A 26,131-nucleotide genomic window follows, 5' to 3' on the forward strand; every position below is an offset into this window, starting at 1 on the left:
CTGCTCCGATGCGACATCACCACAACCGCACACATTCGAGGCGGAAGCGAGGGCGGTGCGACACGAGAGCCCTCCCCCTTGTGTGGAGGGTTGGGAGGGGTCTTGGCGCCCAGGCTGGAATCCCAAGGGAGGAATAGTCGATGACGACCTATACCGGCGGCTGCCAATGCGGAGCGATCCGTTTCCGCGTCAGCGGCGAGATCAAGGACTCGTCGATCTGTCATTGCCGCATGTGCCAAAAGGCGTTCGGTGCTTATTATGCGCCGCTGGTCTCGGTGCGCGGCGCCGATTTCGAATGGACACGCGGAGAGCGGAAAAGATTCCGCTCTTCCAATTTCGTCGAGCGCGGCTTCTGCGGCGATTGCGGCACGCCGCTGACCTATGAGGCACCGGATGGAATGGCGGTTGCAGCAGGCGCATTCGACGATCCGTCATCTCTTCCTCCGACCGTTCAATGGGGCGTGGAAGGCAAGATCGGCTTCGTCGATCATCTGCACGAACTGCCCGGAGAGCGAACCGAGGCAGATCTGACTGCAGGATCCTTCCTCAAGGCACTCGTTTCCTATCAGCATCCCGACCACGATACGCCGGTCTGGCCGCCGGAGGATCGCACTTGACCGGCCTGGCGAAGCAGACGGGCGGATGCCAGTGCGGAGCGGTTCGTTATCGGGCCAGCGGCGAGCTCGGCTATCCGCACATCTGCCACTGCCGCATGTGCCAGAAAGCCGCCGGCAATTATTTCATGCCGCTTGCAGGCGTGATGCGCAGCGATTTTACCTTCACGCGCGGCGCGCCGAAATGGTTTCAGTCCTCGGATCTGGTGCGGCGCGGTTTCTGCGGCGATTGCGGCACGCCGCTGTTCTACGACATTCCGGAAGCGGACTCGATCAACCTCACGCTCGGCTCGCTCGACGATCCCGATGCGGTCAAGCCGGTGATGCAATCGAACACCGGCCGCAAGATGTCCTGGTTTCACGCGCTTGACGGCCTGCCGCAGGAACCAGAACCTGAAACACCCGACCGCGAGAATGCGATCGCGGCAAGCAACCATCAGCACCCCGACCACGATACGCAAAATTGGCCTCTCGGAGAAAGCTCATGACGGACACGATAAAGACAGGCGGATGCCAGTGCGGTGCGGTGCGCTTCCGCATCTCGGGCAAACTGGGGCGACCCTCGATCTGCCATTGCCGCATGTGCCAGAAACAGTTCGGCGGTTTCTTCTCGGCGCTCGTCACCGCGCCTGAGGAAGGCATGGAATGGACGCGCGGCGAGCCGAGCTACTTCCAGTCCTCGGTCAATATCGAACGCGGCTTCTGCAGCAATTGCGGCACGCCGATGACCTATCGCCATCCGGGCGGGCTGGAGCTTGCGATCGGCACTTTCGACGACCGCAGCGACCTCGCTCCGCTGATCCAGGTCAATTACGAGGCCCGCCTGCCCTGGGTGGAGACGATCTTCGAGGCGCCGGTGCTGAAGGATCAGGATTTCTACGCACGGCAGGAGGCGATCATCTCCTTCCAGCATCCCGACCACGACACCGAGGTGTGGCCCGCGAAAGGCGTGAAGATATGACCGAGAGACTGCGCACGCTCTATCCCGAGATCGAGCCCTATGCCTCCGGCCATCTCGATGTCGGCGACGGCCACGTGATCTATTGGGAGCGCTCCGGCACGCCCGGCGCCAAACCCGCCGTCTTCCTGCATGGCGGCCCGGGCGGCGGCATCTCGCCCGCCCATCGCCGGCTCTTCGATCCCACTCTCTACGATGTCATGCTGTTCGATCAACGCGGTTGCGGCAGGTCGACGCCGCATGCGGAACTCCATGCCAACACGACCTGGCACCTCGTTGCCGATATCGAGCGGCTGCGCGAGATGGCCGGTGTCGACAGCTGGCAGGTGTTCGGCGGCTCCTGGGGCTCGACGCTGGCGCTCGCCTATGCCGAAACGCATCCGGAGCACGTCTCCGAGCTCATCCTGCGCGGCATCTATACGCTGACCAAGGCGGAGCTCGACTGGTACTACCAATTCGGCGTCTCGGAAATGTTCCCGGACAAGTGGGAGCGGTTCATCGCGCCCATTCCTAGGGAAGAACGGCATGAGATGATGCATGCCTATCATCGCCGCCTGACGCATGAGGACAGGAATGTGCGCCTTAAGGCCGCGCAGGCCTGGAGCATCTGGGAAGGCGAAACGATCACACTGCTGCCGGAGCCTTCGACGAGCGGCAAGTTCGAGGAGCCGGAATTCGCTTATGCGTTTGCGCGCATCGAAAACCATTTCTTCGTCAATGCCGGCTGGATGGACGAGGGACAGTTGATCCGCGATGCCGGCCGGCTCAGGGATATTCCGGGCGTCATCGTGCATGGCCGCTACGACATGCCCTGCCCGGCCAAATATGCCTGGCTGCTGCACAAGGCCTGGCCGAAAGCGGAATTCCACCTGATCGAGGGTGCGGGCCATGCCTATTCTGAGCCGGGGATTCTCGATCAGCTGATCCGGGCGACGGATAAGTTTGCCGGGAAGCAAGACTGACCGTTGGCATTGGGGGGCAGCCCCTCACCCTAACCCTTTCCCCGCCCGCGGGGAGAGGGGACGTGCTCCGCGATACGGTGCGGCATATCCCTTATCCCCGTCATAACGGGGGAGAAGGTGGCGGCAGCATCCGCACTCCATAACAACCCGCTTAGCGGGAGGAAACGACATGAAAGAACGCATCTATCTCTTCGACACGACGCTCCGGGACGGACAGCAGACGCCCGGCATCGATTTTTCCGTCGAGGACAAGATTGCGATCGCCGCCATGCTGGACGAATTCGGCATCGATTACGTCGAGGGCGGATATCCCGGCGCCAACCCGACGGATACGGCCTTCTTCAGCGAGAAGCGCACCAGCCAGGCCAGCTTCGTCGCCTTTGGCATGACGAAGCGGGCGGGCGTTTCGGTCTCCAACGATCCCGGCATTGCCGGGCTGCTGCAGGCAAAATCCGACGCTATCTGTTTCGTCGCCAAGAGCTGGGATTACCACGTCGCTGTGGCGCTCGGCTGCACCAACGAGGAAAATCTCGAATGCATCGCCGAAAGCGTCAAGGCCGCGGTTGGCGCGGGCAAGGAGGCGATCGTCGATTGCGAGCATTTCTTCGACGGCTTCAAGGCCAATCCGGCCTATGCGCTCGCCTGCGCCAGGACGGCCTATGAGAGCGGCGCCCGCTGGGTCGTGCTCTGCGACACCAATGGCGGCACGCAGCCGCCCGAGGTGCGCGCCATCGTCGAGGCGGTGATCGCCTCAGGCGTTCCCGGCCGCTGTCTTGGCATCCATGCGCATAACGACACCGGCCAGGCGGTCGCCAATTCGCTCGCCGCCGTCGACGCCGGCGTCCGGCAGATCCAGGGCACGCTCAACGGCATCGGCGAGCGCTGCGGCAATGCCAATCTGGTGACGCTAATCCCGACCTTAGCGCTGAAGAGCGCTTACAATACACGTTTCGAAACTGTGATCGACGAGGAGCGGCTGCTCAACCTCACCCGGCTCTCGCATGCCTTCGACGAGCTGCTCAACCGCTCTCCCGACCACCAGATGCCCTATGTCGGCGCTTCCGCCTTCGCCACCAAGGCCGGCATCCACGCATCGGCGCTGCTCAAGGATCCGCGGACCTATGAACACGTGCCGCCGGAAACCGTCGGCAATTTCCGCAAGGTCATGGTCTCCGACCAGGGCGGCAAGGCGAACTTCATCAACGCGCTGAAACGGCGCGGCATCGAGGTCGCCAAGGACGATCCGAAGCTCGACCTGCTGATCTCGATCGTCAAGGAACGTGAATCCATCGGCTATGCCTATGAGGGCGCGGATGCGAGCTTCGAGCTGCTGGCGCGCCGCACGCTCGGCACGATCCCGGAATTCTTCACCATCGAAGGCTTCCGCGTGATGATCGAACGCCGCTTCGACAGTCTCGGCCGTGTGAAGATCGTCTCGGAGGCGGTGGTCAAGATCACCATCGACGGCCAGACGCTGATGTCGGTTGCCGATGCCGAAGGCCCGGTCAACGCACTCGACCTCGCGCTGCGCAAGGATTTCGGCAAGTACCAGCACGAGATCGACGATCTGGTGCTCGCCGATTTCAAGGTGCGCATCCTCAATGGCGGCACGGAGGCGATCACCCGCGTGCTGATCGAATCCACCGACAGCGACGGTGTACGCTGGTGGACGGTCGGCGTCTCGGAGAACATCATCGACGCTTCGTTCCAGGCACTGATGGATTCGGTCATCTACAAGCTGATGAAGAACCGGCAGCTGGCGGGCAAGATCGCGGCGGAATAAACCTATTCCGCGGCTCGGCGGAGGGGGATCCCACCCCTCGCCAGAATATTATTCGCTTCCTTCGGACTCCGCCTTCCACTGCAGGACGCCGGATCATCGCGTCGTCTCCCGCTTCAAATCCTCTCACCCTTCATTCAACGAAATGAATTGGCCTATTCACGGCGCTTAAGCTAGGCCGGATCAGAAGAAGAACAAAGATGGAAACACCGATGTCGACCGATGCATCCGTTCCGTTGGCCAAGAACGAAGACAGTCCGCGCGGGTTCGCCTTCGCGCTGACGGCCTATCTGCTCTGGGGCTTCCTGCCGATCTACATGAAGGCGGTGGCGCATATCTCGCCGGCCGAGGTGATCGCCCATCGCATCGTCTGGTCGCTGCCGCTGGCGGGCATCGTGCTGATCGTGCTCGGGCGCACACAAGACATCCGAACGGCGCTCGGCTCGCCGCGCATGCTGGCGATGGCGGCGCTGACGGCGTCGCTGATCACCGTCAACTGGGGCACCTATGTCTGGGCGATCGGCGCCGGCCATTCGCTCGATGCAGCACTCGGCTATTTCATCAATCCGCTGTTCAGCATCTTCCTCGGCGCGGTGTTCCTCAAGGAAAAGCTGCAGCCCCTGCAGATCGCCGCGATCGCGCTTGCGGCGCTTGCCGTCGCCATCCTCGCACTGGACAGCGGCGGCATCCCGTGGGTGGCGCTGACGCTGGCGGTCAGCTGGGGGTTCTACGCCCTGTTGCGCAAGACGCTGCCGCTCGGGCCGAACCAGGGCTTCTTCCTCGAAGTGCTGATCCTCAGCGGCCCGGCCCTCCTCTACATCCTCTATCTTGAATTCGGCGGCCAGGGCCACCTCTACCGCACCGGTCTTGCCGACACGACCCTGCTGCTCGGCTGCGGCGTCATCACCGCCGTACCGCTGATGATCTATGCAAACGGCGCCAAACTCTTGAAGCTCTCGACGATCGGCATCATGCAGTATATCGCGCCGACGATGATCTTCCTGATCGCGGTCTTCGTCTTCCACGAGCCATTCGGCACGGCGCGCATGATCGCCTTCCCGCTGATCTGGGCGGGGCTGTTTCTCTATAGCTGGTCGATGCTGAAGGGAAGCGGCGCGCGCTAAAGGCAGCCCGCCTACATCTTCGAAATGACCTCGTCCTCGCCGTCACGATCGGCGGCGAGTTGGGCTGCCTGGGCCATGATCGCCGGAATGATGCCGGAGATGTCGTCGACGACGAGCGGCTGCACCCGGTGGGCGGTGTGCAGGAAGCCTTCTTCGGTCATATGGCGCATCAGTTCCATCATCGGATCCCAGAACCCGTTGACGTTGGCAAAGACCATCGGCTTCTCGTGGCGGCCGAGCTGCGCCCAGGTCATGATCTCGACGATCTCCTCCAGCGTACCGATGCCGCCGGGCAGCGCGACGAAGGCATCGGAGCGCTCGAACATGGTGTGTTTGCGTGCATGCATGTCAGGGGTTACAATGAGTTCGTTCAGCTGACCGAGCGAGTGGCGAGTCGCTTCCATATCGATCAGGAATTCGGGAATGATGCCCGTGACCTGACCGCCGCCTGAAAGCACGCCGCTGGCAACCGCGCCCATAATGCCTTTGGTCCCCCCGCCATAGACGAGGCGCAGGCCGTATTCGGCGATCTCTCTTCCGAGAGCACGCCCGGCCGCCATGTGGGAAGGATCGCGTCCCGGCCTTGAGCCGCAGTAAACGCAGATGGATCGAATCGATACAGATTGTTCGGTCATAGAGGCAAACAACTATTCCATTTCAATGCAGTCAAGAAAATTGACTGAAAAGCAGCGTGCCTAGCTTGCCGAATTGCTTTGAATGCTTGTGAAAAGCAACGGGAATCGCTAGCAATTTTGGGTATTACGGCAAATTGCCGCCTTGGGAGACATAATGATGAAGAACCGTGCCGGCTTGCTGGCCCTTGCAGTCCTCGCAATCGCAATCCTACTGATGGTGTTTGTCGTCATGCCGCGCATCGGCGGCGATGCAACCAAGGTCGGAGACGCCATCAACCAGGCGAGCACGGAGGTCAAGAACACGGTTAATGAGGCGGCAAAGACATCGCGCTCCGCCGCGGGCGAAGCGGCTGCGGTCGCCGATCAGGTGGGTCGCCTTTCGGCCGATGCCGGCGTATCGCTCAGCGAGCTCAAGGCGCTGTTTGCCGACGGCAAAGGCCCGGCCATCGATGTCTTCACTGCCGCCAAGACCAAAGCCGTAAAGGCGCTGACCGCGCTTGCCGATTTCACCATTCCCGAGGGCCTCGATCCCGCGACTCAGACCCTTGCCGCCAAGGCCAAGGAAGGCGGCGCGAAGGCACTCGCCATCATCCGGTCGTTGCCCGAGGACATCGCCGATGCGCTTGCCGCGATCGCCAAGGCCGAGGTTGCGCTGACCGGTGCGCCGGAAACCGCCCCTGGAACGAATACGGCAGCGGAAAATACCGGCCCGAAGCTTCCCGCCTTCGACGTATTGCGCGTCGAGCCGGACGGATCGACGGTGATTGCCGGTTCCGCCGAACCGAACGGCAAGCTCGAGGTGCTCGACGGCGAGAAGGTGGTGACGACGGCCAATGTCGATGCAAGCGGCGATTTTGCTGCCGTTCTCGACGATCCGCTTGCCGCCGGCGACCACCAGCTCGTGCTCAAGTTCACGGGCAAGGACGGCAAGAGCACGCTTTCCGAAGAAGTCGCGACCATTTCCGTGCCGAAGGATGGCAATGGCGCCAATCTGCTCGCCATGGTTTCCAAACCCGGCACGGCGAGCCGCATCATTACCGCGCCGAAGGCCGGAACCGAAGTTGCCGATGCTTCCAACCCGATGGTACCGCCTGCTGCGCCTGCAGCAACCGGCGAGCTGGCACTGCAGACGCCGAACCTCACGGACACCCCCTCCGGCGGCGCGGATACGGCACCGGCCATTCCCGGCACCGCAGCACCCGACAAGGCGAATGTGCCCGATGTGATGGTCAATGCCGTCGAGATCGAAGGCAACAAGATCTTCATTGCCGGCACGACGCGCGCCAATGCCAAGGTCATCGGTTATGCCGACGACAGCCTTGTCGGCCAGGACACCGCCGGCTCCGACGGTCATTTCGTCATCGACGGTGTGGTGGCGCTCTCGGTCGGCGACCACAAGATCCGCGTCGATGTCGTTGATCCCACAGGCAAGGTCATCGTGCGCGCGGCGGTGAATTTCAATCGCCCGGCCGGCGATCAGGTGAGGGTCGCTGCGCAATCGGTTCCCGCCGACACCAACGGCGCTTCCTCGATGGTGCCGCTCGACGAAAGCGAACTCGGCAAACTCAAAGCCGAAGTCGGCAAGGCCTTCGGCCTGCTGAAGGGGCTGTTTGCCGATGGCAAGCTGCCCGGCGCCGAACAGCTTGCGGCGGCGCGCTCGGCAACGGAATTCGCGCTACGCTCGGTCGCCGACTTCCGCCCGGCGGCCGATGCGCCCGATGCCTTCAGGCAAACGTCCGGCTCGGCCTCGCAGGTCGCCGGCAATGCGCTGAAGCTGCTGCAGGGCCTGCCTGGGGATGCGAAGTCCGTCGGCGCAGCACTCGAAAAACTGGGCGGGATGATCGCCGAATTCACCGCTGCACCCGCGCCGGCAACGCCATCTGCAAACGATGTCGGAAGCAACCAGCCGAAGACGATCGAACAGGCGCCGCTGACGGCAAACAATGCGGCAGTCATCATTCGCCGCGGCGACACGCTGTGGCAGATCTCGCGCCGCACCTATGGCCTCGGCGTTCGTTACACGACGATCTACATCGCCAACGAGGACAAGATCATCAATCCCGATCGCATCCGCCCTGGCCAGATTTTCGGCCTGCCGAAGGATGTCCTGCCGAATGCCGAAGAGCTGCACCGCAAGCGCGTGTCCGGCCAGCATCTCTAAGCTGCAAAACAACGCGACGAGGCCGGGCGGGATAAGCGCCCGGCCTCGTCGTTTCCTTACCCCAGCAATTGTTGTATTCGTCCGCCCGGCGCCCTATCTGGCGGTGGCGGCTGCGGATTGAGGGAAGCGCTTTCGGGCACGTCCGGTTCCGCACTCCTGCCGGCATCGAATCGCCGCAATCGCGGCAAGCCCACCCGGGCTGGAGACAAGCATGGCAAACGGCAAGACAGTCTCGGAATCCAACCTGCCGCAGACGCTTCTCAACCTCTGGCCCTATATGTGGCCGGCCGGCCGGCCCGACCTCAAGATGCGCGTCGTCTGGGCTTCGGTCTATCTACTGATCTCCAAATTCGTACTGCTGCTCGTCCCCTATTTCTTCAAGTGGTCGACCGATGCGCTGAACGGCAGGATGGATCTTGCCGGCTCAGTGCCGCCGCTGCTGGCCGGCGCCATCGCGCTGGTGATTGCCTATAACATCACCCGGTTGATCCAGCTCGGCCTCAACCAGCTGCGCGACGCGCTCTTTGCCAGCGTCGGGCAGCATGCTGTGCGCCAGCTCGCCTACAGGACCTTCGTGCACATGCACGAGCTGTCGCTGCGCTTCCATCTCGAGCGCAAGACCGGCGGGCTGTCGCGCATCATCGAGCGCGGTACCAAGGGTATCGAGACGATCGTGCGCTTCACGATCCTCAATTCGGTCCCGACCGTCATCGAATTCCTGCTGACGGCGGTGATCTTCTGGTGGGGCTACGGTTTCTCCTATCTCGCCGTTACCGCCTTTACCGTCTGGGCCTATATCTGGTTCACGATCCGCGCATCCGACTGGCGCATCGCCATCCGCCGGTCGATGAACGACAGTGATACCGACGCCAACACCAAGGCGATCGACTCTCTCCTCAATTTCGAGACCGTTAAATATTTCGGCAATGAGGAGATGGAGGCAAAGCGTTTCGACAAATCGATGGAACGTTACGAAAAGGCGGCGACCGATGTCTGGACCTCGCTCGGCTGGCTGAACTTCGGCCAGGGCGTCATCTTCGGCATCGGCACGACGATCATGCTGGTGCTGTCAGCGCTGGCCGTGCAGCGCGGCGAGCAGACGGTCGGCGATTTCGTCTTCGTCAATTCGATGCTGCTGCAGCTTTCCGTACCGCTCAACTTCATCGGCTTCGTCTACCGCGAAATCCGCCAGGGGCTGACCGATATCGAGCAGATGTTCGATTTGCTTGAGGTGCAGACCGAAGTCAAAGACGCGCCTGATGCGACCGAACTTCGGATCGGCCAGGGCGCGATCTCCTTCAAGGACGTGCACTTCGCCTATGATGCGGCCCGTCCGATCCTGAAGGGCATTTCCTTCGAGGTGCCGGCCGGCAAGACGGTCGCCGTCGTCGGCCCGTCGGGTGCGGGCAAATCGACGCTGTCGCGGCTGCTCTATCGCTTCTACGATATCCAGAGCGGCGCAATCACCGTCGACGGTCAGGATATCCGCACGGTGACGCAGAAGAGCCTGCGCTCGGTGATCGGCATGGTGCCGCAGGATACCGTGCTCTTCAACGACACGGTCGCCTACAACATCCGCTATGGCCGCACATCGGCCAGCGACGGCGAGGTCTTTGCCGCCGCAGAGGTGGCGCAGATCGCGCATTTCATCGAAACGCTGCCCGAGGGCTTCGAAACCAAGGTCGGCGAGCGCGGGCTGAAGCTTTCGGGCGGCGAGAAGCAGCGGGTGGCGATCGCCCGCACCATCCTCAAGGCGCCGCCGATCCTGATCCTCGACGAGGCGACATCGGCGCTCGACACGACGACGGAACGGGAAATCCAGGAGGCACTCGACCTGGTTTCGAAGAACCGCACGACGCTTGTTATCGCCCACCGGCTTTCGACTGTCATCAGCGCCGATGAGATCATCGTGCTCAAAAGCGGCGAGATCGCCGAGCGCGGAACACATGCCGCCCTGCTCGAAAGGAACGGCCTTTATGCTTCGATGTGGAACCGCCAGCGCGAGGCGACACAGGCGGAGGAACATCTGAAGCAGGTGCGCGAAAGCGACGACCTCGGTGTGATAACGCGGCTTGCTCCGGCAAGCTGACAAGGGAAACCGACGCCGGCCGGCTTTTGTTGTTTAGAACCGCGGCGTGGGAACCAGGGCCGAGGCCACAGCATTGCCCCAGAGACGGTTTTTCGCTAACCAGCAAAAATGAAAACGCAAGGAGACCGGCAGCCATGAGCCTGTTCAACACGGTTCGCAACACGATCGTCCCCGTGCACAAGGAGGGTTATCCCTTCGTTGCCGCCTTCTTCGTCGTGTCGCTTGTCCTGGGCTGGATCTTTAAGCCGCTCTTCTGGATCGGCATGATCTTCACGCTCTGGTGCGCCTATTTCTTCCGCGATCCGGAGCGTGTGACCCCGCAGGACGACGACCTGGTGATTTCTCCCGCCGATGGCAAGGTGTCGGCTATCCAGATGGTGACCCCGCCGGCCGAGCTCAACCTCGGCTCCGAGCCGATGCTGCGCATCTCCGTCTTCATGAACGTCTTCAATTGCCATGTGAACCGGGCGCCGATGCGCGGGCGCATCGTCAGCATCAACTACCGCTCGGGCAGCTTCGTCAACGCCGAGCTCGACAAGGCGAGCGAAGACAATGAGCGCAACGGGCTGGTGATCGAAACCGGCCACGGCCAGATCGGCGTCGTGCAGATCGCCGGCCTCGTGGCGCGACGCATCCTCTGCTGGGCGAACCCCAACGAGCCGGTGGATGCCGGCGAGCGCTTCGGGCTGATCCGTTTCGGCTCGCGGCTCGACGTGTTCCTGCCCGCTGGTGCTGCGCCACGCGTCTCGCTCGGCCAGACGGCGGTTGCGGGAGAAACCGTCATCGCCGAATTCGCCTCCGCCAAGGGTCCCGTCATCAGCCGCCGCAGCTAAAGCGGTTCAGCTTTCACGGAAGTGACCGCTACTCAGTTTTGCTGGAATTGCTTTAGGAACGATTGGAACGCGATATGGAAACGCCTTTTCCGCCTTTCGAGCCCAATGGGCCGGATGATTCCGCCCGCGGCCCGCGTCTGCGCGAAATCCCGCTCCGGCTCGTCTTTCCGAACCTCATCACCATTCTGGCGATCTGCGCCGGGCTGACCGGCATCCGGCTGGCTTTCGAGAATCGTTACGAACTCGCCGTCTCCATGGTGCTGCTCGCCGCCTTCCTCGACGGCATCGACGGGCGCGTGGCGCGGCTGATGAAGGCGACTTCCAAATTCGGCGCGCAGATGGATTCGCTTGCCGACATCGTCAATTTCGGCGTCGCACCCGCCCTCGTCGTTTATGTCTTCGCGCTCGACCAGGCGCGCTCGCTCGGCTGGATCGCCGCCCTGATCTATGCGATCGCCGCCGGGCTTCGCCTTGCCCGTTTCAACGTCATGGCTGAACGCGAAAACAAGGCGAGCTGGCAATCGGAATATTTCGTCGGCGTGCCGGCGCCTGCCGGCGCCATGCTGGTGCTGTTGCCGGTCTATCTCGGCTTCCTCGGGCTGGCGACGGACCGCACCTTCGCCTATCTCTCGTCGATCTACACCGTGCTCATCGCCTTCCTGCTGATCAGCCGGCTGCCGGTCTGGTCGGGAAAATCGGAAGGCAATCGCTTGCGGCGCGATCTCGTGCTGCCGATGATGCTCGGCGTCGTGCTCTATGTGGCTCTGCTGATGAGCTACACCTGGGAAGTGATGGTCTTCACCGTTGCCGCCTACCTCATATCGCTTCCCTTCGGCGCGCGGAAATGGCGGCGGAAATACGGGACATTAACGATCGAGGAACCCGGCATCGGCGACGACGATATCGGCCGGCACATCTGATCACCGAGCATTTCCGGATTTCTCTAAAGCGCGTCGCGATCTTTCAGATTCGCCCTCGCGCTTTAGCTCTTTATTTTACGCATGTCGTTGTCGCAAAACTGCTGCACACTTTTGCGCGACATGCTTTAAATGGCGGAAATGCTTCTCTCCCTTCGTTCTGAGGGATCTCAGGAAAAGCATAGGTTTTCCCCAGAGAAAACCGTGCACTTATCCGGCTGTTCCGCATTTTCCCGAGAAAACCGCTTTCGCACTTTTATTGGAACTGCTCTCTTCAGTAAGTATTAACCAACGTAGGCTTCAGTTAAGCCTCGCGAATTATGGTGTGCGTTTACAAATCCTGATGAGCTACGCCCCCATTTTGTCGCTATTCGTGACGAAACATCAAACTATAAAATGCCCAGGGAAGAACCACGTAAGGAGAGTATCGTGACTTCGAAGACGAGCAGTACCGGCGAACAGCAAGCGGCCAAGCCAGACCTCGCCGCCAACTATCGCCCCGTCGGCCTGAAGGCTGTTGCCGCAGCATCGCTGATGGCGAAGCATAAGCCAACCAGCGTCAAAAAATCCGCTTGAAGCGGAAGGCTTCAAATTGGAAGCATGCGTGCTCTCGGGTTACATCCGTCAGGCACCGCTGACCAAGTGAATGACGAGAGGCGATCGCCGGAATCTCCTGACGACGCTCCGGCGACATAAGCACAACTCGAAAAACCTGATGGACGAAGCGATGCATCGCCACCGCCAATGTGACACGTCGGCGCCGATAGGTCGCCGACGGGCCGGCTGCTGCGGCGGACAGTGTTCAGAAGAAGCTGAGTTGGCCGTCGTCAGGCTTTTGCTTGTCGGGCGCCTTCAACGGCTTTTCGATGACAACCCGCTCCTGCAGGTCGGGACCCATGTTGGCAACCTTGTTGACCTTGTCGGAGACCGGCACGACGTCGAAGAAATCATCCTGAACCGGCTGCATCAGGTCGACCACCTCGCGCGGTTCCTGCGTCTTGCAATCGAGCCAGCGCGTGAAATCCTCAGGTCTGATGACGACGGGCATGCGATCATGGATCGCCGATATGGCTGAATTGGCCGATGTCGTCAGGATCGCGCCGGTATCGACCTCGGAGCCGTCGGCCGAAGACCATGTCTCCATCAGCCCGGCAAAGGCGATGATCCCACCCTGGCGCGGCCTGATCCAATAGGCCTGCGGCCGCTCGCCGCTTTCCTTGGGCGGGCGATGCCATTCATAGAAACCGGAGGCCGGAATGAGCACGCGGCGATGACGCATGGCGGCGCGGAAGGAGGCTTTGCCGATCGCGGTTTCTGCGCGCGCGTTGATCAGCAGCGGGAAATCCCTTGGATCCTTGACCCAGCCCGGCGTCAGGCCCCAGCGCACGAGCACGGCGCGCCGGTCGGCCAAGTTGCTGCCCTGCTCCCTGCCCTCGCCTGATATGACGACGAGGATCGGCTGCGTCGGGGCGATGTTGTAGCGCGCCGGAAAATCGTCGAGATCGAGACCGGAGAAGAATTCGCGCAGGTCGGCGCTGGAGCTTGTCAGGGCGAAACGTCCACACATCGGCTTGTCTTTGCACCCCGCTTGTATCAGGTCAAGACGCCTCAGCCTCTCGGGGCGAAGAGGATGAGGCTGGCGCCGGCAAGGCAGATCAGCGCGCCGCCGATATCGTAACGATCAGGCACGCGGGCCTCGACCAGCCATAGCCAGAGCAGCGAGGCGAGGATATAAATGCCACCATAGGCCGCGAAGGTACGGCCGGCAGCCTCGCTCGGCACCAGCGTCAGAAGCCAGGCGAAAAGCGCCAGAGAGACCATGCCCGGTGCCAGCCACGAGACGGACTTTTCGAGCTTCAGCCATGCCCAGAAGGCAAAGCAGCCAGCGATCTCGAAGAGGGCAGCAAACGCAAAGATGATGTAGGTCACGGAAGCACCTTTCGAATCCCGTCGCATTATTCCTCCGATAAGATGGGCCATCACAGCAAGAGCAGCCTCCGATGATCTCCACCGCCAAAGCCGCCTCCTCCGCCATTCTCGAGCGCGACGGACGATTCCTCCTCGTGTTGCGGCGCAACCCGCCTTCCGCCGACATGTATGCCTTTCCCGGCGGGCGGGCCGAGCCCGGCGAAACGCCGGAACAAACGGCATTGCGCGAACTCCATGAAGAGACCGGCATTTCGGCACGTAATCCGCGGCTGTTTTCGACCTACGACCTGAAGACGCATGCGGCCGACGGCAGCGTCAAGAGCCATTTCCTGCTGTCGGTCTTTCGCGTCGATGCGGATCGGGATGCCGTAGCGGAAGCCGCCGACGATGCGGCAGCCCTCGGCTGGTACACGTTGGAGGAAATCCGGCAATTGCCCGTACCGCAGAGCGTGCTCGAATGCGCGGAGCGGCTGGCGGGCGGCGAATAGACGTGGAAACTTTGAAGCACGCCTTGTTGCCGTCATGCTGAGCGTATCAACTGTGAGCATGATTCCCGTTCGACGCGTTTTTCTGTCCCTGCTCGTCCTGGCCGGCCCTACGATGGCGCAGGGCAAGAATACGCCGCCTCCACAGGAGGAGGAGATTGCACCGCCGATCGTGAGCGTGCCCTATGACGACAAGCTGGCGCGGTTCGCCGAGGTGCTGGGTTCGGTGCATTATCTGAGAACGCTCTGCAAGGCGGCGGGTGGCGACGAGTGGCGAAACGGCATGCAGCAGCTGCTCGATTCGGAGACCGGCAACGAGCCGCATCGCAAGGAAAAGCTGACAGCAGCCTTCAATCGCGGCTATCGCGCCTTCGCCTCGGTCTATACGGATTGCACCCCGGCGGCCATCGTGGCAGAAGAGCGCTACCGTAACGAAGGTGCAACACTTGCCACAGAAATTACCTCGCGCTTTGGAAATTGACGTTTAATTAACCTGTTTTCGCATGCGGACGTGTCGTTTTGGGAAAAGGCTGTTAGTGTTGTTAACTGTGCAGTAAGACATGAGAAGTTCTGAGGAAAAGACAATGGAAGCAAGCCTCAACGACATCGACGACATGATCGTCCACGAAAAGATGCAGGCAGCTCTGGAGTACCAGAACGAAGCTTGGGCCGACGGCATGGCCGACGGGATCGAGCCTGAAATCATCGCTGATGCCGCCATTGCACATGCGCTGCGCGAGACGATCAGATTGCATGGGGAAAAGAGCGCCGAAGCCCTGCTCGATTCGCTGCGTGAGCGCATGCTTGCCGGCGAATTTTCCGCGAACCGCACCTTGCAATAATTATTATCAGAGAGCTTGATGCACACCGGTAAAGAGAAAGTTTCGCGAATTCCGCTCGCGCCGGTGCTGCTTGCGTTCAGCCTCGCCGCCGGCAATGTTTTCCTTGCGCCGGCAGCCTACGCGCTTTCCGAACTGCACAAGATCCCCGGCCAGGCGGCCAACGACACGCCGCCCGCACAGGGAAGCGCCCAGGAACAGAGCCAGCCGCAGGGCGGGGCCACTCCCGGCGTTCCGATGGCCGATCCGCTGGTCAACAGCCAGAACAATCAGGGCGTCGACAAGACGCCGGGCGCTCAGGAGAATTCCAAGCCCGTCGAGGTGATCTACGACATCAGCAAGGTGCCAGAGCCGGTTCGCAAGATGCGCGAGCAGATCGTCGAGGCGGCCGCCTCCGGCGATCTCGAGCGGCTGCGGCCGCTGATGGGCGCCGGTGCCGACCAGACGCAGGTGACTGTGGGCGAACCGACCGACGATCCGATCGGCACGCTGAAGGATCTGTCGGGCGATCCTGACGGCGACGAGATCCTTGCCATCATGCTCGACATCATCTCGACCGGCTTCGTGCATGTCGGCCAGGGCACGCCCGACGACATGTATGTCTGGCCCTATTTTGCCGAGAAGGATCTGAAGTCGCTGACACCGCCGGAGCGCGTCGAGCTGCTGCGCATCGTCACGGCCGGCGATCTCTCCGACATGCAGGAATTCGGCGGATATAATTTCTATCGCCTCGGCATTACGCCTCAGGGTAAATGGAAATTCTTCACAGCGGGCGATTGATGCCCGTCTCGCCTGCGCTTTTCACGTTTCGCATGGCGCTTGCGATCCACCTCATGAAGACATACCTCTGAGCGATAACCAACGCGACAGGTTCCGCCATGCCAGCCGTATTCCTGAAAGACCGCTCCTTGCTCTTCGTCAGCGGCGCGGAAGCCCAATCCTTCCTGCAGAACCTGATCACCACCGATATCGCCGCGCTCGAGGCCGACGAGGCGCGCCCCGGGGCATTGCTGACGCCGCAGGGCAAGATCCTGTTCGACTTCATGATCTGGCGGGACGGTGAAGGTTACATGATCGAGACCGATGCCGGCCAGCGCGACGGCCTGCTGAAGCGGCTGACGATGTACAAGCTGCGCGCCGCCGTCACACTTGCGCCAAGCACCGAAGAAGGCGTCACCGTTTCCTGGGGCGTAGATGCCGAAGGCGCCCGGGGCAGCCAGGGCGCCCGGGGCAGCCAGGGCGCCCGGGGCAGCCAGGGCGCCCGAGACAGCCGCTTCGCCAAGGCGGGCGTCACGCTGACCCGCCGGGGAGGAAGACACGGCGATGGTGCAGAAGCGCTCTACGACGCGCTGCGCATCAGCCACGGCATCGTCACATCAGGATCTGACTTCGCCCTGCAGGACGCTTTCCCGCATGATGTGCTGATGGATTTCAACGGCGGCCTCTCCTTCAGGAAAGGCTGCTATGTCGGCCAGGAGGTCGTCTCACGCATGCAGCATCGCGGCACTGCGCGCCGGCGCGTCGTGACGGTGTCCGCCGCAACGGATCTGCCGGGAACCGGGACGGAGATTACCGCCGCCGGCAAGCCGGTCGGTACGCTCGGTTCGGTCGACGGCGGCAATGGACTTGCGATCGTGCGCATCGACCGCGCCGGCGCCGCGATGGCAGCAGGCACGCCGCTGCTCGCCGGCGACACGCCTGTTTCCCTCGTCCTACCGGCATGGTCCGGTCTCGTCTTTCCCGCCAGCGCCGACGAGGCCAGCGCGTGACAACGACGAAAGCTCCGCGTGCCTGGCAACGCATGCTGTCCGGGCGCAGGCTCGACCTGCTCGACCCCTCGCCGCTCGACGTCGAACTCATCGACATCGCTCATGGGCTTGCGCGCGTGGCCCGCTGGAACGGCCAGACCTCCGGCGATCATGCTTTTTCGGTGGCCCAGCACAGTCTCGTCGTCGAGGATATCTTCCGCCGCTTCAACGATGCGCGACCGCAGGAATGCCTGATGGCGCTGCTGCACGATGCACCCGAATATGTGATCGGCGACATGATCTCGCCGTTCAAATCGGTGGTCGGCGGCGGCTATAAAACGGTGGAAAAGCGACTGGAGGCCGCCGTGCACCTGCGCTTCGGCCTGCCGCCGCATCCCTCGCGCGATCTCAAGGAGCGGATCAAGAAAGCCGACACGATCGCCGCCTATTTCGAAGCGACCGTACTTGCCGGTTTCACACCCGCCGAGGCACAGAAATTCTTCGGCCAGCCGCGCGGCATCAGCAAGGACATGCTGATGATCGAGCCGCTGCCGGCGATCGAAGCGCAGCGGTTGTTCTGCGAGCGCTTCGCGGCGATAGAGGTCGAGCGGGAGATGGTATCGTGACCTTCATCGTCGTCTCGCCGCTGTCGCGCATCGCGGAAATGGCGGTGCGCCACAAGGCGCGCGACATGATCAGCCTGATTGCCAAGGAGCAGGCCTTTCACCGGCCGGGCGTGATCGCGGCCGAGCGCCATCTGACACTTGCCATGAACGATATCGTCTTCAAGGGCACCGGCGATCTCGTGGCGCCTGACGAGACGCATGTGCAGGGGATTATCGACTTTGCCGCTTCGTGGCGGCAGGAGACGCCGCTGCTCATCCATTGCTGGATGGGCGTATCGCGATCGCCGGCCGCAGCGCTCATTACCGCGCTGTCGCTGGCACCCGATCAGAGCGAGGAAACGCTTGCCCGCCGGCTGCGGGCCGCCTCGCCCTTCGCGACGCCGAATGCCCGGCTGATAGAGATCGGTGACGCGCTGCTCGGCCGCAGCGGCCGGCTGGTCGCGGCGGTGCGGGCAATCGGGCGCGGTGCCGATGCCGACGGCAATGCGCCCTTCGTGCTTGCGATCCGAGACGCCGCCTGCGGTTGACGCTGCCGCCAGCCGCTCCATCTAGCCCCCGACCACGCATAATCGACAGGGCCAGATCATGGAACAACAGGCAGCCGATGTCCTCCTCGCCACGCAAACGGCACTCAGCCAGGCAAGCGCGCTTGCAGTCCAATATTCCTTCTCAATCCTCGGGGCGTTAATCCTACTGGTCATCGGCTGGACGCTCGCCGGCTTCTTCAGCCGCTGGGCTTATGAGGGCTTGTCGCGCATCCACGGCATCGACGAGACGTTGGCACGCTTCTTCACCAATGTCGTGCGCTATGCGCTGCTCATCCTGGTGTTCATTACCGTGCTCGGCCAGTTCGGCGTCCAGACCGCTTCGATCATCGCGGCGCTCGGCGCGGCAGGCCTGGCGATCGGACTGGCGCTGCAAGGAACGCTGCAGAATATCGCTGCCGGCATCATGCTGCTGATCCTCAGGCCGTTCCGCGTCGGCGAATATATCGAGACCAGCAGCGTGGCCGGCACGGTGCGCGAAATCGGATTGTTTGCGACCGAACTCAGAACCGGCGACGGGCTCTACCGGTTGGCGCCGAATTCGACGCTCTGGAACACGCCGATCACCAATTTCAGCCGCGAGCCCACGCGGCGGGAAGAGCTGAAAATCAGCGTCGCCCATGACGATGACATCGATCTGGCGATGGAGAGGCTGATGGGCCTTGCCAAAGCCGATTCCAGAGTGCTGACGTCACCGGCACCCAGCGTCTTCATCGATAGCCTCGGTGACAGTGCGATCTCCGTCACGCTGCGCTATTGGGCAAAGACCGGCGATTGGTGGCTGGTCAGCCGTGACATGGTGAAGCGGGCGAAACTCGCCTTCGATGAGAAGGACAATCCCGCCGCTGTGCCGGATGCTTCAGACGCAACACCAGAAAAAAAGGGCAACGGCAGGGCGGCGGCCGAAGAACCGACACCGACGCGGCAATGAGACGGCAGCTATTGAACAACGCCGCAGGCAAGCCGTTCACCGGCATCTCCTGACGGCTGGCTGCGATAATCATCAGAATTGGCGTGCACCATCAATGCGCGGCCACGAATGCCGTCGGTCTTGCCGTCGAGCGTGACCATGCTGTTGAAGATCTGTGCCCGCAACACGCCATCCTGTCCGACATATTGATTGGGCATGTCGCCAGCATGCGGACCCTTGGCTGCAAGAATGCCATGCTCCGCCTTCTCAGGATCGAAATGACCGCCTGCCGATTCGTGATGGGTCGCGGCGTCGCAACGGCCGGTCTCATGCACATGGAAGGCCACCCATTTGTTCGCCGGCAGTCCCGATATTTCGACTTCGATCAGGACACCTCCGTTGGCAGCAGCCGTCAGTTGCGCGCGACCGTCTTCCTTGCCGTCCTTGGTGACGAAATTGGCGACCGCCGTCTGCTTGTCCTGAGCGCCTGCCGGCAATGCAACCGCAAGCAGGCTCAAGGCGGCGATGGTGCGCGTGGCTTTCATGGAGATCTCCTTCCGTCCGGTAGTCCTTCTGAACGTATCAAACCGGAAGGTGTTCCTGATTAGAGACCATCGAACGAGAAAAGCCGGCCAAACGGCCGGCTTGCAGATCGCCCGAATCGAGACGCGGTTCAGGCGACGGCATCGAAATCGAACTGGCCGTACGTCTTGCGGTAAAGATCGTCGGACTGATTATCGGTTGTCGGCGCGGCCTGCTGCAGTGGATAGGGAACGGCAATGCTGCTTGCCGTGCCGCTGTCACGCGTGTCCATCATCAGCGCAATCAGGCTGCCGGAAAATTTCGGCTGCGTGTCGCTGGTCGTGTCGGCTTCCAGAAGTTCTTTGATGATGCCGGGCTTCTCATCGGCGGCACGTTCGCCGCGGCTGAGCACGCCATCGCCGTTGGCATCGAGCCGCGACAGTGTCGCCAGATATGCGTATGAGGTGTCTGAAACGGATGGGGTGCTGGTCATACAAACCTCCATTCACCGCCTTTTGCCGGTGGTGTTTGTACGCAATACCAAGGTGGAAAATCAGTGTTGACTCGGTGGTTAAACTGATTTGCGCAGTGCGTCAATAAGTTGTTAACCTCTCATTAACGATGGTTGACAAAAGTTAACGGAACGCCGCGACGTCGCCTGCCGCCTGCGCCAGCCAACCGATTTCCCGCATATTTCAGCGATTTTTCACATACAAAACGATTGTCTGAGGACGTGCCCGTCGCTGTTGCACTGCAACCGAATATTAATTCGGCCCATAGAAAATGGGCGTCACGCATTGCCACCAGACAGTCCGGCTATAAAAAGCCATTTCTGTGTTCTTTTGAGAAAGGTTTTCATGTCCGGCGTAATGATGCACGTACGTCAATCGAAGGCATCTTCCCCCGAGGCCGGGGCAGCTGCTGCGCAAGACGCATCCACATGAAAGCCGAAGCGCTTTTTTGGCAGCAATGCACTCAGGCCGTCTCCGACGATGGATCAATCGATGCGCAGCGCCTGATGGATCTGGTGATCGCGACCTATCGCGTCCATGAAAGCGACTATGACGAAATCGAGAGAAGCGCGGAAACGCTGCTGAGGGAAAACCATGCACTGAGAGGCAATATGTCAGCCCTCAGCCAGGCATTCGACGGACAGAAAAAACTCTTCGAAATCATCCTCAACAACCTGCCGCTCGGTCTCAGCGTCTTCGACTCCGACCAGCGGCTGACGCTTTCCAACATCCGCTTCCGTCAGCTCTTCGACCTGACGGAGGAAGATGTCACTGCCGGCGCGACAATCGCCGATCTCACGGCCAAAATGCGCGGCACGGAGAGCGCCAGCGCCAAGCCTGGCCGGCGGACCGGGCGACATTCCTCCACAACCGCAAGGAGCAGTAGTCTCCGTCGGCGCGAATGGTTGATGGACGATGGCCGCATCATCCAGAGCATGGTGACTATCCTTTCCGACGGCAGCAACATTTCCATTCATGCCGATATTACCGAGGATCGAAGGGCGGCCGAGCGCATCACCTATCTCGCCCACCACGACCCGCTGACCGGCCTTCCGAACCGCATCCATTTTCGCGAGCAGGTCGATGCGACGCTTACGGAACGCAAGCCGGATGAACAGATTGCCCTCGTTCACCTCAATCTCGACCGGTTCAAATCGATCAACAATACGATGGGCGTTTCGGCCGGCGACAAGATCCTGCAGCAGGTCGCAGAGCGCGTCCGAGCCTCGGCCGGTTCGGAAAACACCCTGGCGCGCCTCGGCTCGGACGAATTCGCCATCCTGCAGACGGGCAAGCAGCAGCCGTGGAACGTGACGGCGCTTGCCGAGCAGATCCGCCGGGAGCTTTCCGAGCCATTCTTCCACGGCGAGAAACAGGTAGAGCTCAGCGTTTCCATGGGCATCGCAATCGCCCCTGAGGATGGCGAGGAAACCGATATCCTGCTGAAAAATGCCGGCGTGGCGCTGTCGCATGCCAAGGCGGAGGGGCGCAAACGCGAGCGCTTCTTCGCCAGTGAGATGGAAGCCCAGATGCAGTTGCGCCACGCGCTGGAAGCGGACCTCAAAGCAGCCGTTGAGAACGAGGAATTCGAGCTGCATTACCAACCGCTTTATGACCTCTCGCAGCGGCGCATCTGCGGCTTCGAAGCTCTGATCCGCTGGAACCACCCGGTTCGAGGCCGCGTTCCACCGATGGATTTCATTCCGCTTGCCGAAGAGGTCGGCCTCGTCGTCGATATCGGCCGTTGGGTTTTGCGCCGGGCCTGCAACGATGCAGCGTTATGGCCCGAAGGCATCAAGATCGCCGTCAACGTTTCGGCAATCCAGTTCAGCAGCAGCGACCTGACGCGCGATGTCAGCGAGGCGCTTGCCGCCGCCGCGCTGACGCCGTCGCGGCTCGAACTCGAAATCACCGAGAGCGTGCTGATGGAAAATCTGAGCGAAGTCTTGCCGATCCTGCATGCGCTGAAAGAGCGCGGCATCCGCATCTCGATGGACGATTTCGGGACCGGCTATTCCTCACTGAGCTACCTCTCGAGCTTCCCCTTCGACAAGATCAAAATCGACAAATCCTTCGTCAACGACATCGTCGACAACAAGGAAGCGCATGCGATCATGCACGCGATCATCCTGCTTGGCGATGCGCTCGGCATGCGCGTCACCGTCGAGGGCGTCGAGACGGCCGCGCAACTGGCGCTGCTCGAATGCGAGGAATGCGACGAGATCCAGGGTTATCACATCAGCCCGCCGAGACCGGCGCGTGACGTGCCTCATCTTCTCTCCCTGCCGCCGAAGACGGCGGCGTGACGCATCTTTCTGAAGGCAAGCCCTGAGATCCCCCTCGATTGCGACTCGCACCGCAAGCCGCTACAAAATCGGCTGCGATTCCTGAGATCTTCGTTGTCGAACCCTTTTATCACCCGCATTCAATTCCGCGCCGATGCCCTATCGGCGGAAACGAACTTCCTCATGACAGGTGGCGCTATGTTCGCGGCTGAAGCCTTCTCCCCACACGAAACACTTGCCGCAGCGCTGATTGCGCATGCGGCCGACGGTGACGACGGCTCGCACGACCTTGCCCATATCCTGCGCGTCTTCAGGAATGCCATGCGCATCCATGCGGAAGAAGGCGGCGACGGGCGGGTTCTTGCCGCTTCCGTGCTGCTGCACGACTGCGTCGCCGTCGAGAAGAATTCGCCGCTGCGGGCAAAGGCATCGGCTTTGGCGGCGGAAAAGGCATCGGAGATCCTGGCGAAGCTCGGCTGGAGCGTCGAGGATATCGATGCCGCGGCCCACGCAATCACCGCACACAGTTTTTCCGCCGGGGTGGCGCCGCGGACGCTGGAGGCGAAGATCCTGCAGGATGCCGACCGGCTGGACGCGATCGGCATGGTCGGCGCCGCACGCTGCTTCTATATCGCCGGACGACTGGGATCCGGGCTCTACGATCCGTTCGACCCGGCGGCGGCGGACCGCCCGCTCGACGACAAGCGTTATGCCATTGACCATTTCCAGACGAAGCTGTTCAAACTGGCGGAAGGGTTCCAGACCGAGACCGGCCGCAGGCTGGCGGCCACGCGCGACAAGAGCCTGCGCGACTTCCTCTCAGCCTTCATGGACGAAATCTAGGAGAACGGCATGCTTCTCAGCGACCTCTTCATCTACCCTCTCAAAAGCGCCCGTGGCATTGCGCTGCCGGCCGCCGACATCGACGCCTATGGGCTTCCCGGCGACCGGCGGGCGATGATCACCGATGCGCAGGGTCACTTCATTACCCAGCGCGAGTTGCCCGACCTCGCACGCATCGAGGTAAGACCGGAATCCGGCGCCTTTCGGCTGCTGATGCAGGGGAAAACGGACATATCGGTAGCGCCGCCTCAGCCTGAAGCCCGCATGGATGTGATCGTGTGGAAATCTGCCGTCAACGCCGCCGTCGCCGATCCCGAGAGCAACCGGCAGCTTTCCGAATGGCTTGGCCGCGAGGTGCGCCTAGTCTTCTTCGACGGGCAGGCACGGCGGACGGCGAATGCCGAATGGGCCGGCGAAGCCACGCCCGTCACCTTTACCGACGGCTACCAGATCCTGGTGACGACGACCGGCTCGCTGAAAGCGTTGAATGCCGATCTCGCCGCCCATGGCGAAGGCAGTGTCGGCATGGAACGCTTCCGTCCGAACATCGTCATCGATACCGACGAGGCCTGGGCGGAGGACCGCTGGGCGGCGATCGAGATCGCCGGCATCCGCTTCGATCTTGTCAAACCCTGCTCCCGCTGCATCATGACGACGCAGGATCAACTGACCGGGTCCCGCGAGGGACCAAACCCGATGCCGGCCATGGGCCGCATCCGTATGTCGGCCGACCGGCGCGTACCGGGCCCGCTCTTCGGTTGGAACGTCACGCCGCGCGGCAGCGGCAGGATCACGATCGGTGACACCGTCCGCATCGTTGAAGAGAGGCCGGAAGGCTGGGCGCTCAAGCATCGCCCCGCAGCATAACCCCTTCAGAAGCGATCGAGTGCGGAATCGATGCCTGCCATGACATCGGCCGGCAGTGGTCCCTTTTCCAGCGCGCCGGCATTTTCCGCCACCTGGGCAACGGTCCGGAAACCCGGAATGGGAAGGGTGCGCGGCGAGCGTGCCCAGAGCCAGGCAAGCGCGCCCTGCGTCAGCGTGCGGCCGCCTGAGGTCAGGAGATCGCGGACAGCATCGAGCCTTGCGGCGAATTCCGGGGCCATGCGCCCGTCCTTGAAATAGACCATCCAGTCAAGGGCCGCCCCACGGACATCCTTGGCGCCCACCGCCTTGTCGGCGGTGAACTTGCCGGTCAGCAGTCCCATCGCCAGCGGACCGCGATTGATTGACATCAGACCCTTCCCCTCGATCACCGAGATCATCTCCGGCACCGGTTCGAAAACGTTCATCGTATGCTGGATCGAGACGTAGCCCTGGCGGCCGACATGACGGGCGGCACGATCGGGAAAGTCGGTGCTCCAGCCGAACGCATCGATCTTGCCTTCGGCACGCAGCGCCTCCAGCGTATCGAAGACGGCATCCGACTGTTCAAGCGGAAAATCATTGAGGTGGAACTGCAGGAGATCGAGGCGATCGCGCTTGAGGCGACGCAGCGAGGTCTCGACCGAACGGCGGATGAAGGCCTCATCGGCGAAGGCGCCGGTTGCCTGCTTGGTTTCCGGATCGGTGGCGAAGCCGAACTTGGTGGCGATGACAATATCGTCGCGATTGCCGATCGCCCGGCCGAGCACTTCTTCCGAGTGGCCGGCACCGTAGTTCGAGGCCGTGTCGAAGAAGCGGATGCCGAGTTCGATGGCGCGGTTGATCGCTTCCACGGATTCATCGTCGTCGACATCACCCCAGCCGAGCGGCGTGTCGCTGGCAAAGAAGGGACCGCCGATCGCCCAGCATCCCATGCCGAGGCGTGGAATTTCGCGGCCGTTCCAGAGCGTGATCGTTGTCAGTGATGCGGGCTTGGTCAGCATGAGATCCTCCTTGATTGGCAGTCCTGTGAAGACATAGGAGGCGCTCACGAGTGGGTAAACCGCCAAATCCGGAGGATGTTTTGCACCCGCAAAAAACGGAGGTCAGGCGGAAACACCATCCAGACCCGAAAGCGTCCGCAGGGTTGGATTAAGCGCCTTGAGTGCCGCCTGAACGAAGCCGTCACGGGCTGCCACGGCTTCGATGCCGCGCGGCTCGTAGACATGGCGATGCAGAAAAAACCCTGTCAGACGGAATGCGGCGGAGAGACTATCGAAGTCGGCCGCATGATTGCCCTCGATGCTGAGGAACGGCGGCAGGAGCAGCATCTTGTCCGCCCAGGGGGCACCAGCGGCGCGGCTGACGGCGCGGCCGGATTTCGGCGAGACATAGGCGAGATCGGAACGGGCGCCGGTGGCGGCGCATTCGGCAAGATCGAGGCCGAAGCCAAGGTCATTCAGCACCGCAAGCTCGAAACGCACGAAGAGTTCGCCGGCATCGGCCGGGTTGTGCAGGTGATCGAGGATGACCTCCAGCGCATCGAAGAGGTGCGGATGCGGGTCACGCTCCGGCAGCAGCCGCAGCAGCGCGCCCATCGCCTGGACACCGTAGACGGCGGTTGCCGTTTCCATCAGTCGGGCAGCGCGCAGCGTCACCGGCTCGACGCGGAATTCGCCCAGATGTTCGTCAAGCCGAGCACGCCAGATGACCTCCACTGCATTGCCCGCCTGCAGCACCGGCTGCATGGCGCGCGAGCGGCCGGAGCGCACCAGGCCGAGATGGCGGCCGCGATCACGCGTCATTACCTCAGCGATGACGCTCGTCTCGCCGTGGCGCTTGACGCCCAGGATGATCGCATGGTCCTGCCATTGCATCGAAAGAAGTCCTTACAGCTGACGAATCCATCCTACTGCATAATTCAACGCGTTACAGCGTCCTTTGCGCGTC

The 26,131-nt window shown here is 62.0% G+C and carries 28 protein-coding genes and 1 pseudogene; 22 read left to right on the forward strand and 7 right to left on the reverse strand.

Features of this window, described 5'->3' with window-relative positions; translation table 11 throughout:
* The first annotated feature begins 140 nt into the window (after window positions 1-140).
* From V8P77_RS21025 to rarD, 6 genes are all read left to right on the forward strand, one after another.
* The gene (locus tag V8P77_RS21025) at window positions 141-617 is read left to right on the forward strand and encodes a GFA family protein (protein ID WP_335914091.1); all 477 of its coding nucleotides are present in this window, start codon (window positions 141-143) and stop codon (window positions 615-617) included.
* Window positions 614-1,102 (forward strand): GFA family protein, encoded by a 489-nt coding sequence (locus tag V8P77_RS21030; RefSeq protein ID WP_335914092.1) that lies wholly within the window; start codon window positions 614-616, stop codon window positions 1,100-1,102. The genes V8P77_RS21025 and V8P77_RS21030 overlap by 4 nt, the downstream gene beginning before the upstream one ends.
* The gene (locus tag V8P77_RS21035) at window positions 1,099-1,575 is read left to right on the forward strand and encodes a GFA family protein (RefSeq protein WP_335914093.1); all 477 of its coding nucleotides are present in this window, start codon (window positions 1,099-1,101) and stop codon (window positions 1,573-1,575) included. The genes V8P77_RS21030 and V8P77_RS21035 overlap by 4 nt, the downstream gene beginning before the upstream one ends.
* A complete protein-coding gene (gene pip, locus V8P77_RS21040; RefSeq protein ID WP_335914094.1) occupies window positions 1,572-2,534 on the forward strand; it encodes a prolyl aminopeptidase in 963 nt (320 codons plus the stop codon). Before V8P77_RS21035 ends, pip begins: the two co-directional genes overlap by 4 nt.
* Before the next feature lie 169 nt (window positions 2,535-2,703).
* Window positions 2,704-4,317 carry a citramalate synthase gene (gene cimA, locus V8P77_RS21045; RefSeq protein WP_335914095.1) on the forward strand — a complete coding sequence of 538 codons (1,614 nt, stop codon included), beginning with the start codon at window positions 2,704-2,706 and terminating at the stop codon, window positions 4,315-4,317.
* A 209-nt stretch (window positions 4,318-4,526) separates the two neighbouring features.
* Window positions 4,527-5,438, forward strand: coding sequence for an EamA family transporter RarD (rarD, locus tag V8P77_RS21050; RefSeq protein ID WP_335914096.1), 912 nt, complete (start codon window positions 4,527-4,529; stop codon window positions 5,436-5,438).
* A gap of 11 nt (window positions 5,439-5,449) precedes the next feature.
* Here the strand turns inward: rarD and V8P77_RS21055 are convergent, their stop codons facing one another.
* Entirely contained in the window at window positions 5,450-6,073 is a 624-nt protein-coding gene (locus tag V8P77_RS21055; protein WP_335914097.1) for an LOG family protein, read from the reverse strand.
* A 154-nt stretch (window positions 6,074-6,227) separates the two neighbouring features.
* On the opposite strand from V8P77_RS21055, the gene V8P77_RS21060 reads away from it, so the two are divergent.
* The 5 genes from V8P77_RS21060 to V8P77_RS21080 all read left to right on the forward strand — a co-directional run bounded on the left by V8P77_RS21060 (window position 6,228) and on the right by V8P77_RS21080 (window position 12,649).
* Window positions 6,228-8,234: a LysM peptidoglycan-binding domain-containing protein gene (locus V8P77_RS21060; protein WP_335914098.1), complete on the forward strand. Its 2,007-nt coding sequence runs from the start codon at window positions 6,228-6,230 to the stop codon at window positions 8,232-8,234.
* A 211-nt stretch (window positions 8,235-8,445) separates the two neighbouring features.
* A complete protein-coding gene (locus V8P77_RS21065; RefSeq protein WP_335914099.1) occupies window positions 8,446-10,323 on the forward strand; it encodes an ABCB family ABC transporter ATP-binding protein/permease in 1,878 nt (625 codons plus the stop codon).
* Window positions 10,221-11,156, forward strand: coding sequence for a phosphatidylserine decarboxylase (locus tag V8P77_RS21070; protein WP_335914100.1), 936 nt, complete (start codon window positions 10,221-10,223; stop codon window positions 11,154-11,156). The genes V8P77_RS21065 and V8P77_RS21070 overlap by 103 nt, the downstream gene beginning before the upstream one ends.
* 74 nt (window positions 11,157-11,230) lie before the next feature.
* Window positions 11,231-12,076 carry a CDP-diacylglycerol--serine O-phosphatidyltransferase gene (gene pssA, locus V8P77_RS21075; RefSeq protein ID WP_003558134.1) on the forward strand — a complete coding sequence of 282 codons (846 nt, stop codon included), beginning with the start codon at window positions 11,231-11,233 and terminating at the stop codon, window positions 12,074-12,076.
* 426 nt (window positions 12,077-12,502) lie between these two features.
* Window positions 12,503-12,649 carry a hypothetical protein gene (locus V8P77_RS21080; RefSeq protein WP_017959783.1) on the forward strand — a complete coding sequence of 49 codons (147 nt, stop codon included), beginning with the start codon at window positions 12,503-12,505 and terminating at the stop codon, window positions 12,647-12,649.
* A 226-nt stretch (window positions 12,650-12,875) separates the two neighbouring features.
* Here V8P77_RS21080 and V8P77_RS21085 read toward each other — a convergent pair whose 3' ends face one another.
* Both V8P77_RS21085 and V8P77_RS21090 read right to left on the reverse strand, forming a co-directional pair.
* The gene (locus V8P77_RS21085; protein WP_335914101.1) at window positions 12,876-13,640 is read right to left on the reverse strand and encodes an SOS response-associated peptidase; all 765 of its coding nucleotides are present in this window, start codon (window positions 13,638-13,640) and stop codon (window positions 12,876-12,878) included.
* Window positions 13,641-13,681: 41 nt separating this feature from the next.
* Complete coding sequence (locus V8P77_RS21090; RefSeq protein ID WP_335914102.1) at window positions 13,682-14,002, reverse strand: YnfA family protein; 321 nt, start codon at window positions 14,000-14,002, stop codon at window positions 13,682-13,684.
* A 71-nt stretch (window positions 14,003-14,073) separates the two neighbouring features.
* Here V8P77_RS21090 and V8P77_RS21095 point away from each other — a divergent pair, with 71 nt between their 5' ends.
* The 8 genes from V8P77_RS21095 to V8P77_RS21130 all read left to right on the forward strand — a co-directional run bounded on the left by V8P77_RS21095 (window position 14,074) and on the right by V8P77_RS21130 (window position 19,176).
* Entirely contained in the window at window positions 14,074-14,490 is a 417-nt protein-coding gene (locus V8P77_RS21095) for an NUDIX hydrolase (RefSeq protein WP_221951567.1), read from the forward strand.
* Window positions 14,491-14,524: 34 nt separating this feature from the next.
* On the forward strand, window positions 14,525-14,968 hold the full coding sequence (locus tag V8P77_RS21100) for a TIGR02301 family protein (RefSeq protein WP_335914103.1): 444 nt from the start codon (window positions 14,525-14,527) through the stop codon (window positions 14,966-14,968).
* Between the two features lie 103 nt (window positions 14,969-15,071).
* Window positions 15,072-15,329, forward strand: coding sequence for a hypothetical protein (locus V8P77_RS21105; protein WP_003546972.1), 258 nt, complete (start codon window positions 15,072-15,074; stop codon window positions 15,327-15,329).
* 18 nt (window positions 15,330-15,347) lie between these two features.
* The gene (locus V8P77_RS21110; RefSeq protein WP_335914104.1) at window positions 15,348-16,106 is read left to right on the forward strand and encodes a hypothetical protein; all 759 of its coding nucleotides are present in this window, start codon (window positions 15,348-15,350) and stop codon (window positions 16,104-16,106) included.
* A 98-nt stretch (window positions 16,107-16,204) separates the two neighbouring features.
* Window positions 16,205-17,095 carry a CAF17-like 4Fe-4S cluster assembly/insertion protein YgfZ gene (gene ygfZ / locus V8P77_RS21115; protein ID WP_335914105.1) on the forward strand — a complete coding sequence of 297 codons (891 nt, stop codon included), beginning with the start codon at window positions 16,205-16,207 and terminating at the stop codon, window positions 17,093-17,095.
* Window positions 17,092-17,700, forward strand: a complete 609-nt coding sequence (locus V8P77_RS21120) for a YfbR-like 5'-deoxynucleotidase (protein WP_020049321.1) — start codon at window positions 17,092-17,094, stop codon at window positions 17,698-17,700. The genes ygfZ and V8P77_RS21120 overlap by 4 nt, the downstream gene beginning before the upstream one ends.
* Window positions 17,697-18,227, forward strand: coding sequence for a tyrosine phosphatase family protein (locus V8P77_RS21125; protein WP_335914106.1), 531 nt, complete (start codon window positions 17,697-17,699; stop codon window positions 18,225-18,227). Before V8P77_RS21120 ends, V8P77_RS21125 begins: the two co-directional genes overlap by 4 nt.
* A 58-nt stretch (window positions 18,228-18,285) precedes the next feature.
* Window positions 18,286-19,176, forward strand: a complete 891-nt coding sequence (locus V8P77_RS21130) for a mechanosensitive ion channel family protein (RefSeq protein ID WP_335914107.1) — start codon at window positions 18,286-18,288, stop codon at window positions 19,174-19,176.
* 8 nt (window positions 19,177-19,184) lie between these two features.
* Here the strand turns inward: V8P77_RS21130 and V8P77_RS21135 are convergent, their stop codons facing one another.
* A complete protein-coding gene (locus V8P77_RS21135; RefSeq protein WP_335914108.1) occupies window positions 19,185-19,700 on the reverse strand; it encodes a superoxide dismutase family protein in 516 nt (171 codons plus the stop codon).
* A 128-nt stretch (window positions 19,701-19,828) separates the two neighbouring features.
* Entirely contained in the window at window positions 19,829-20,182 is a 354-nt protein-coding gene (locus V8P77_RS21140; protein ID WP_335914109.1) for a hypothetical protein, read from the reverse strand.
* Between the two features lie 435 nt (window positions 20,183-20,617).
* Here V8P77_RS21140 and V8P77_RS21145 point away from each other — a divergent pair.
* From V8P77_RS21145 to V8P77_RS21155, 3 genes and pseudogenes are all read left to right on the forward strand, one after another.
* Window positions 20,618-22,521 (forward strand): annotated as a pseudogene (locus V8P77_RS21145) (putative bifunctional diguanylate cyclase/phosphodiesterase).
* A 136-nt stretch (window positions 22,522-22,657) separates the two neighbouring features.
* Window positions 22,658-23,317 (forward strand): HD domain-containing protein, encoded by a 660-nt coding sequence (locus V8P77_RS21150; RefSeq protein WP_335914238.1) that lies wholly within the window; start codon window positions 22,658-22,660, stop codon window positions 23,315-23,317.
* Between the two features lie 9 nt (window positions 23,318-23,326).
* Complete coding sequence (locus V8P77_RS21155) at window positions 23,327-24,184, forward strand: MOSC domain-containing protein (RefSeq protein WP_335914110.1); 858 nt, start codon at window positions 23,327-23,329, stop codon at window positions 24,182-24,184.
* A gap of 5 nt (window positions 24,185-24,189) precedes the next feature.
* Here the strand turns inward: V8P77_RS21155 and V8P77_RS21160 are convergent, their stop codons facing one another.
* Window positions 24,190-25,185 (reverse strand): aldo/keto reductase, encoded by a 996-nt coding sequence (locus V8P77_RS21160; RefSeq protein ID WP_335914111.1) that lies wholly within the window; start codon window positions 25,183-25,185, stop codon window positions 24,190-24,192.
* Between the two features lie 102 nt (window positions 25,186-25,287).
* Complete coding sequence (gene recO / locus V8P77_RS21165; protein WP_335914112.1) at window positions 25,288-26,058, reverse strand: DNA repair protein RecO; 771 nt, start codon at window positions 26,056-26,058, stop codon at window positions 25,288-25,290.
* Window positions 26,059-26,131 lie beyond the last annotated feature (73 nt).

Origin of the sequence: Rhizobium aouanii, assembly GCF_037002925.1 — a bacterium.
GTDB classification, from domain to species: Bacteria; Pseudomonadota; Alphaproteobacteria; order Rhizobiales; family Rhizobiaceae; genus Rhizobium; species Rhizobium aouanii.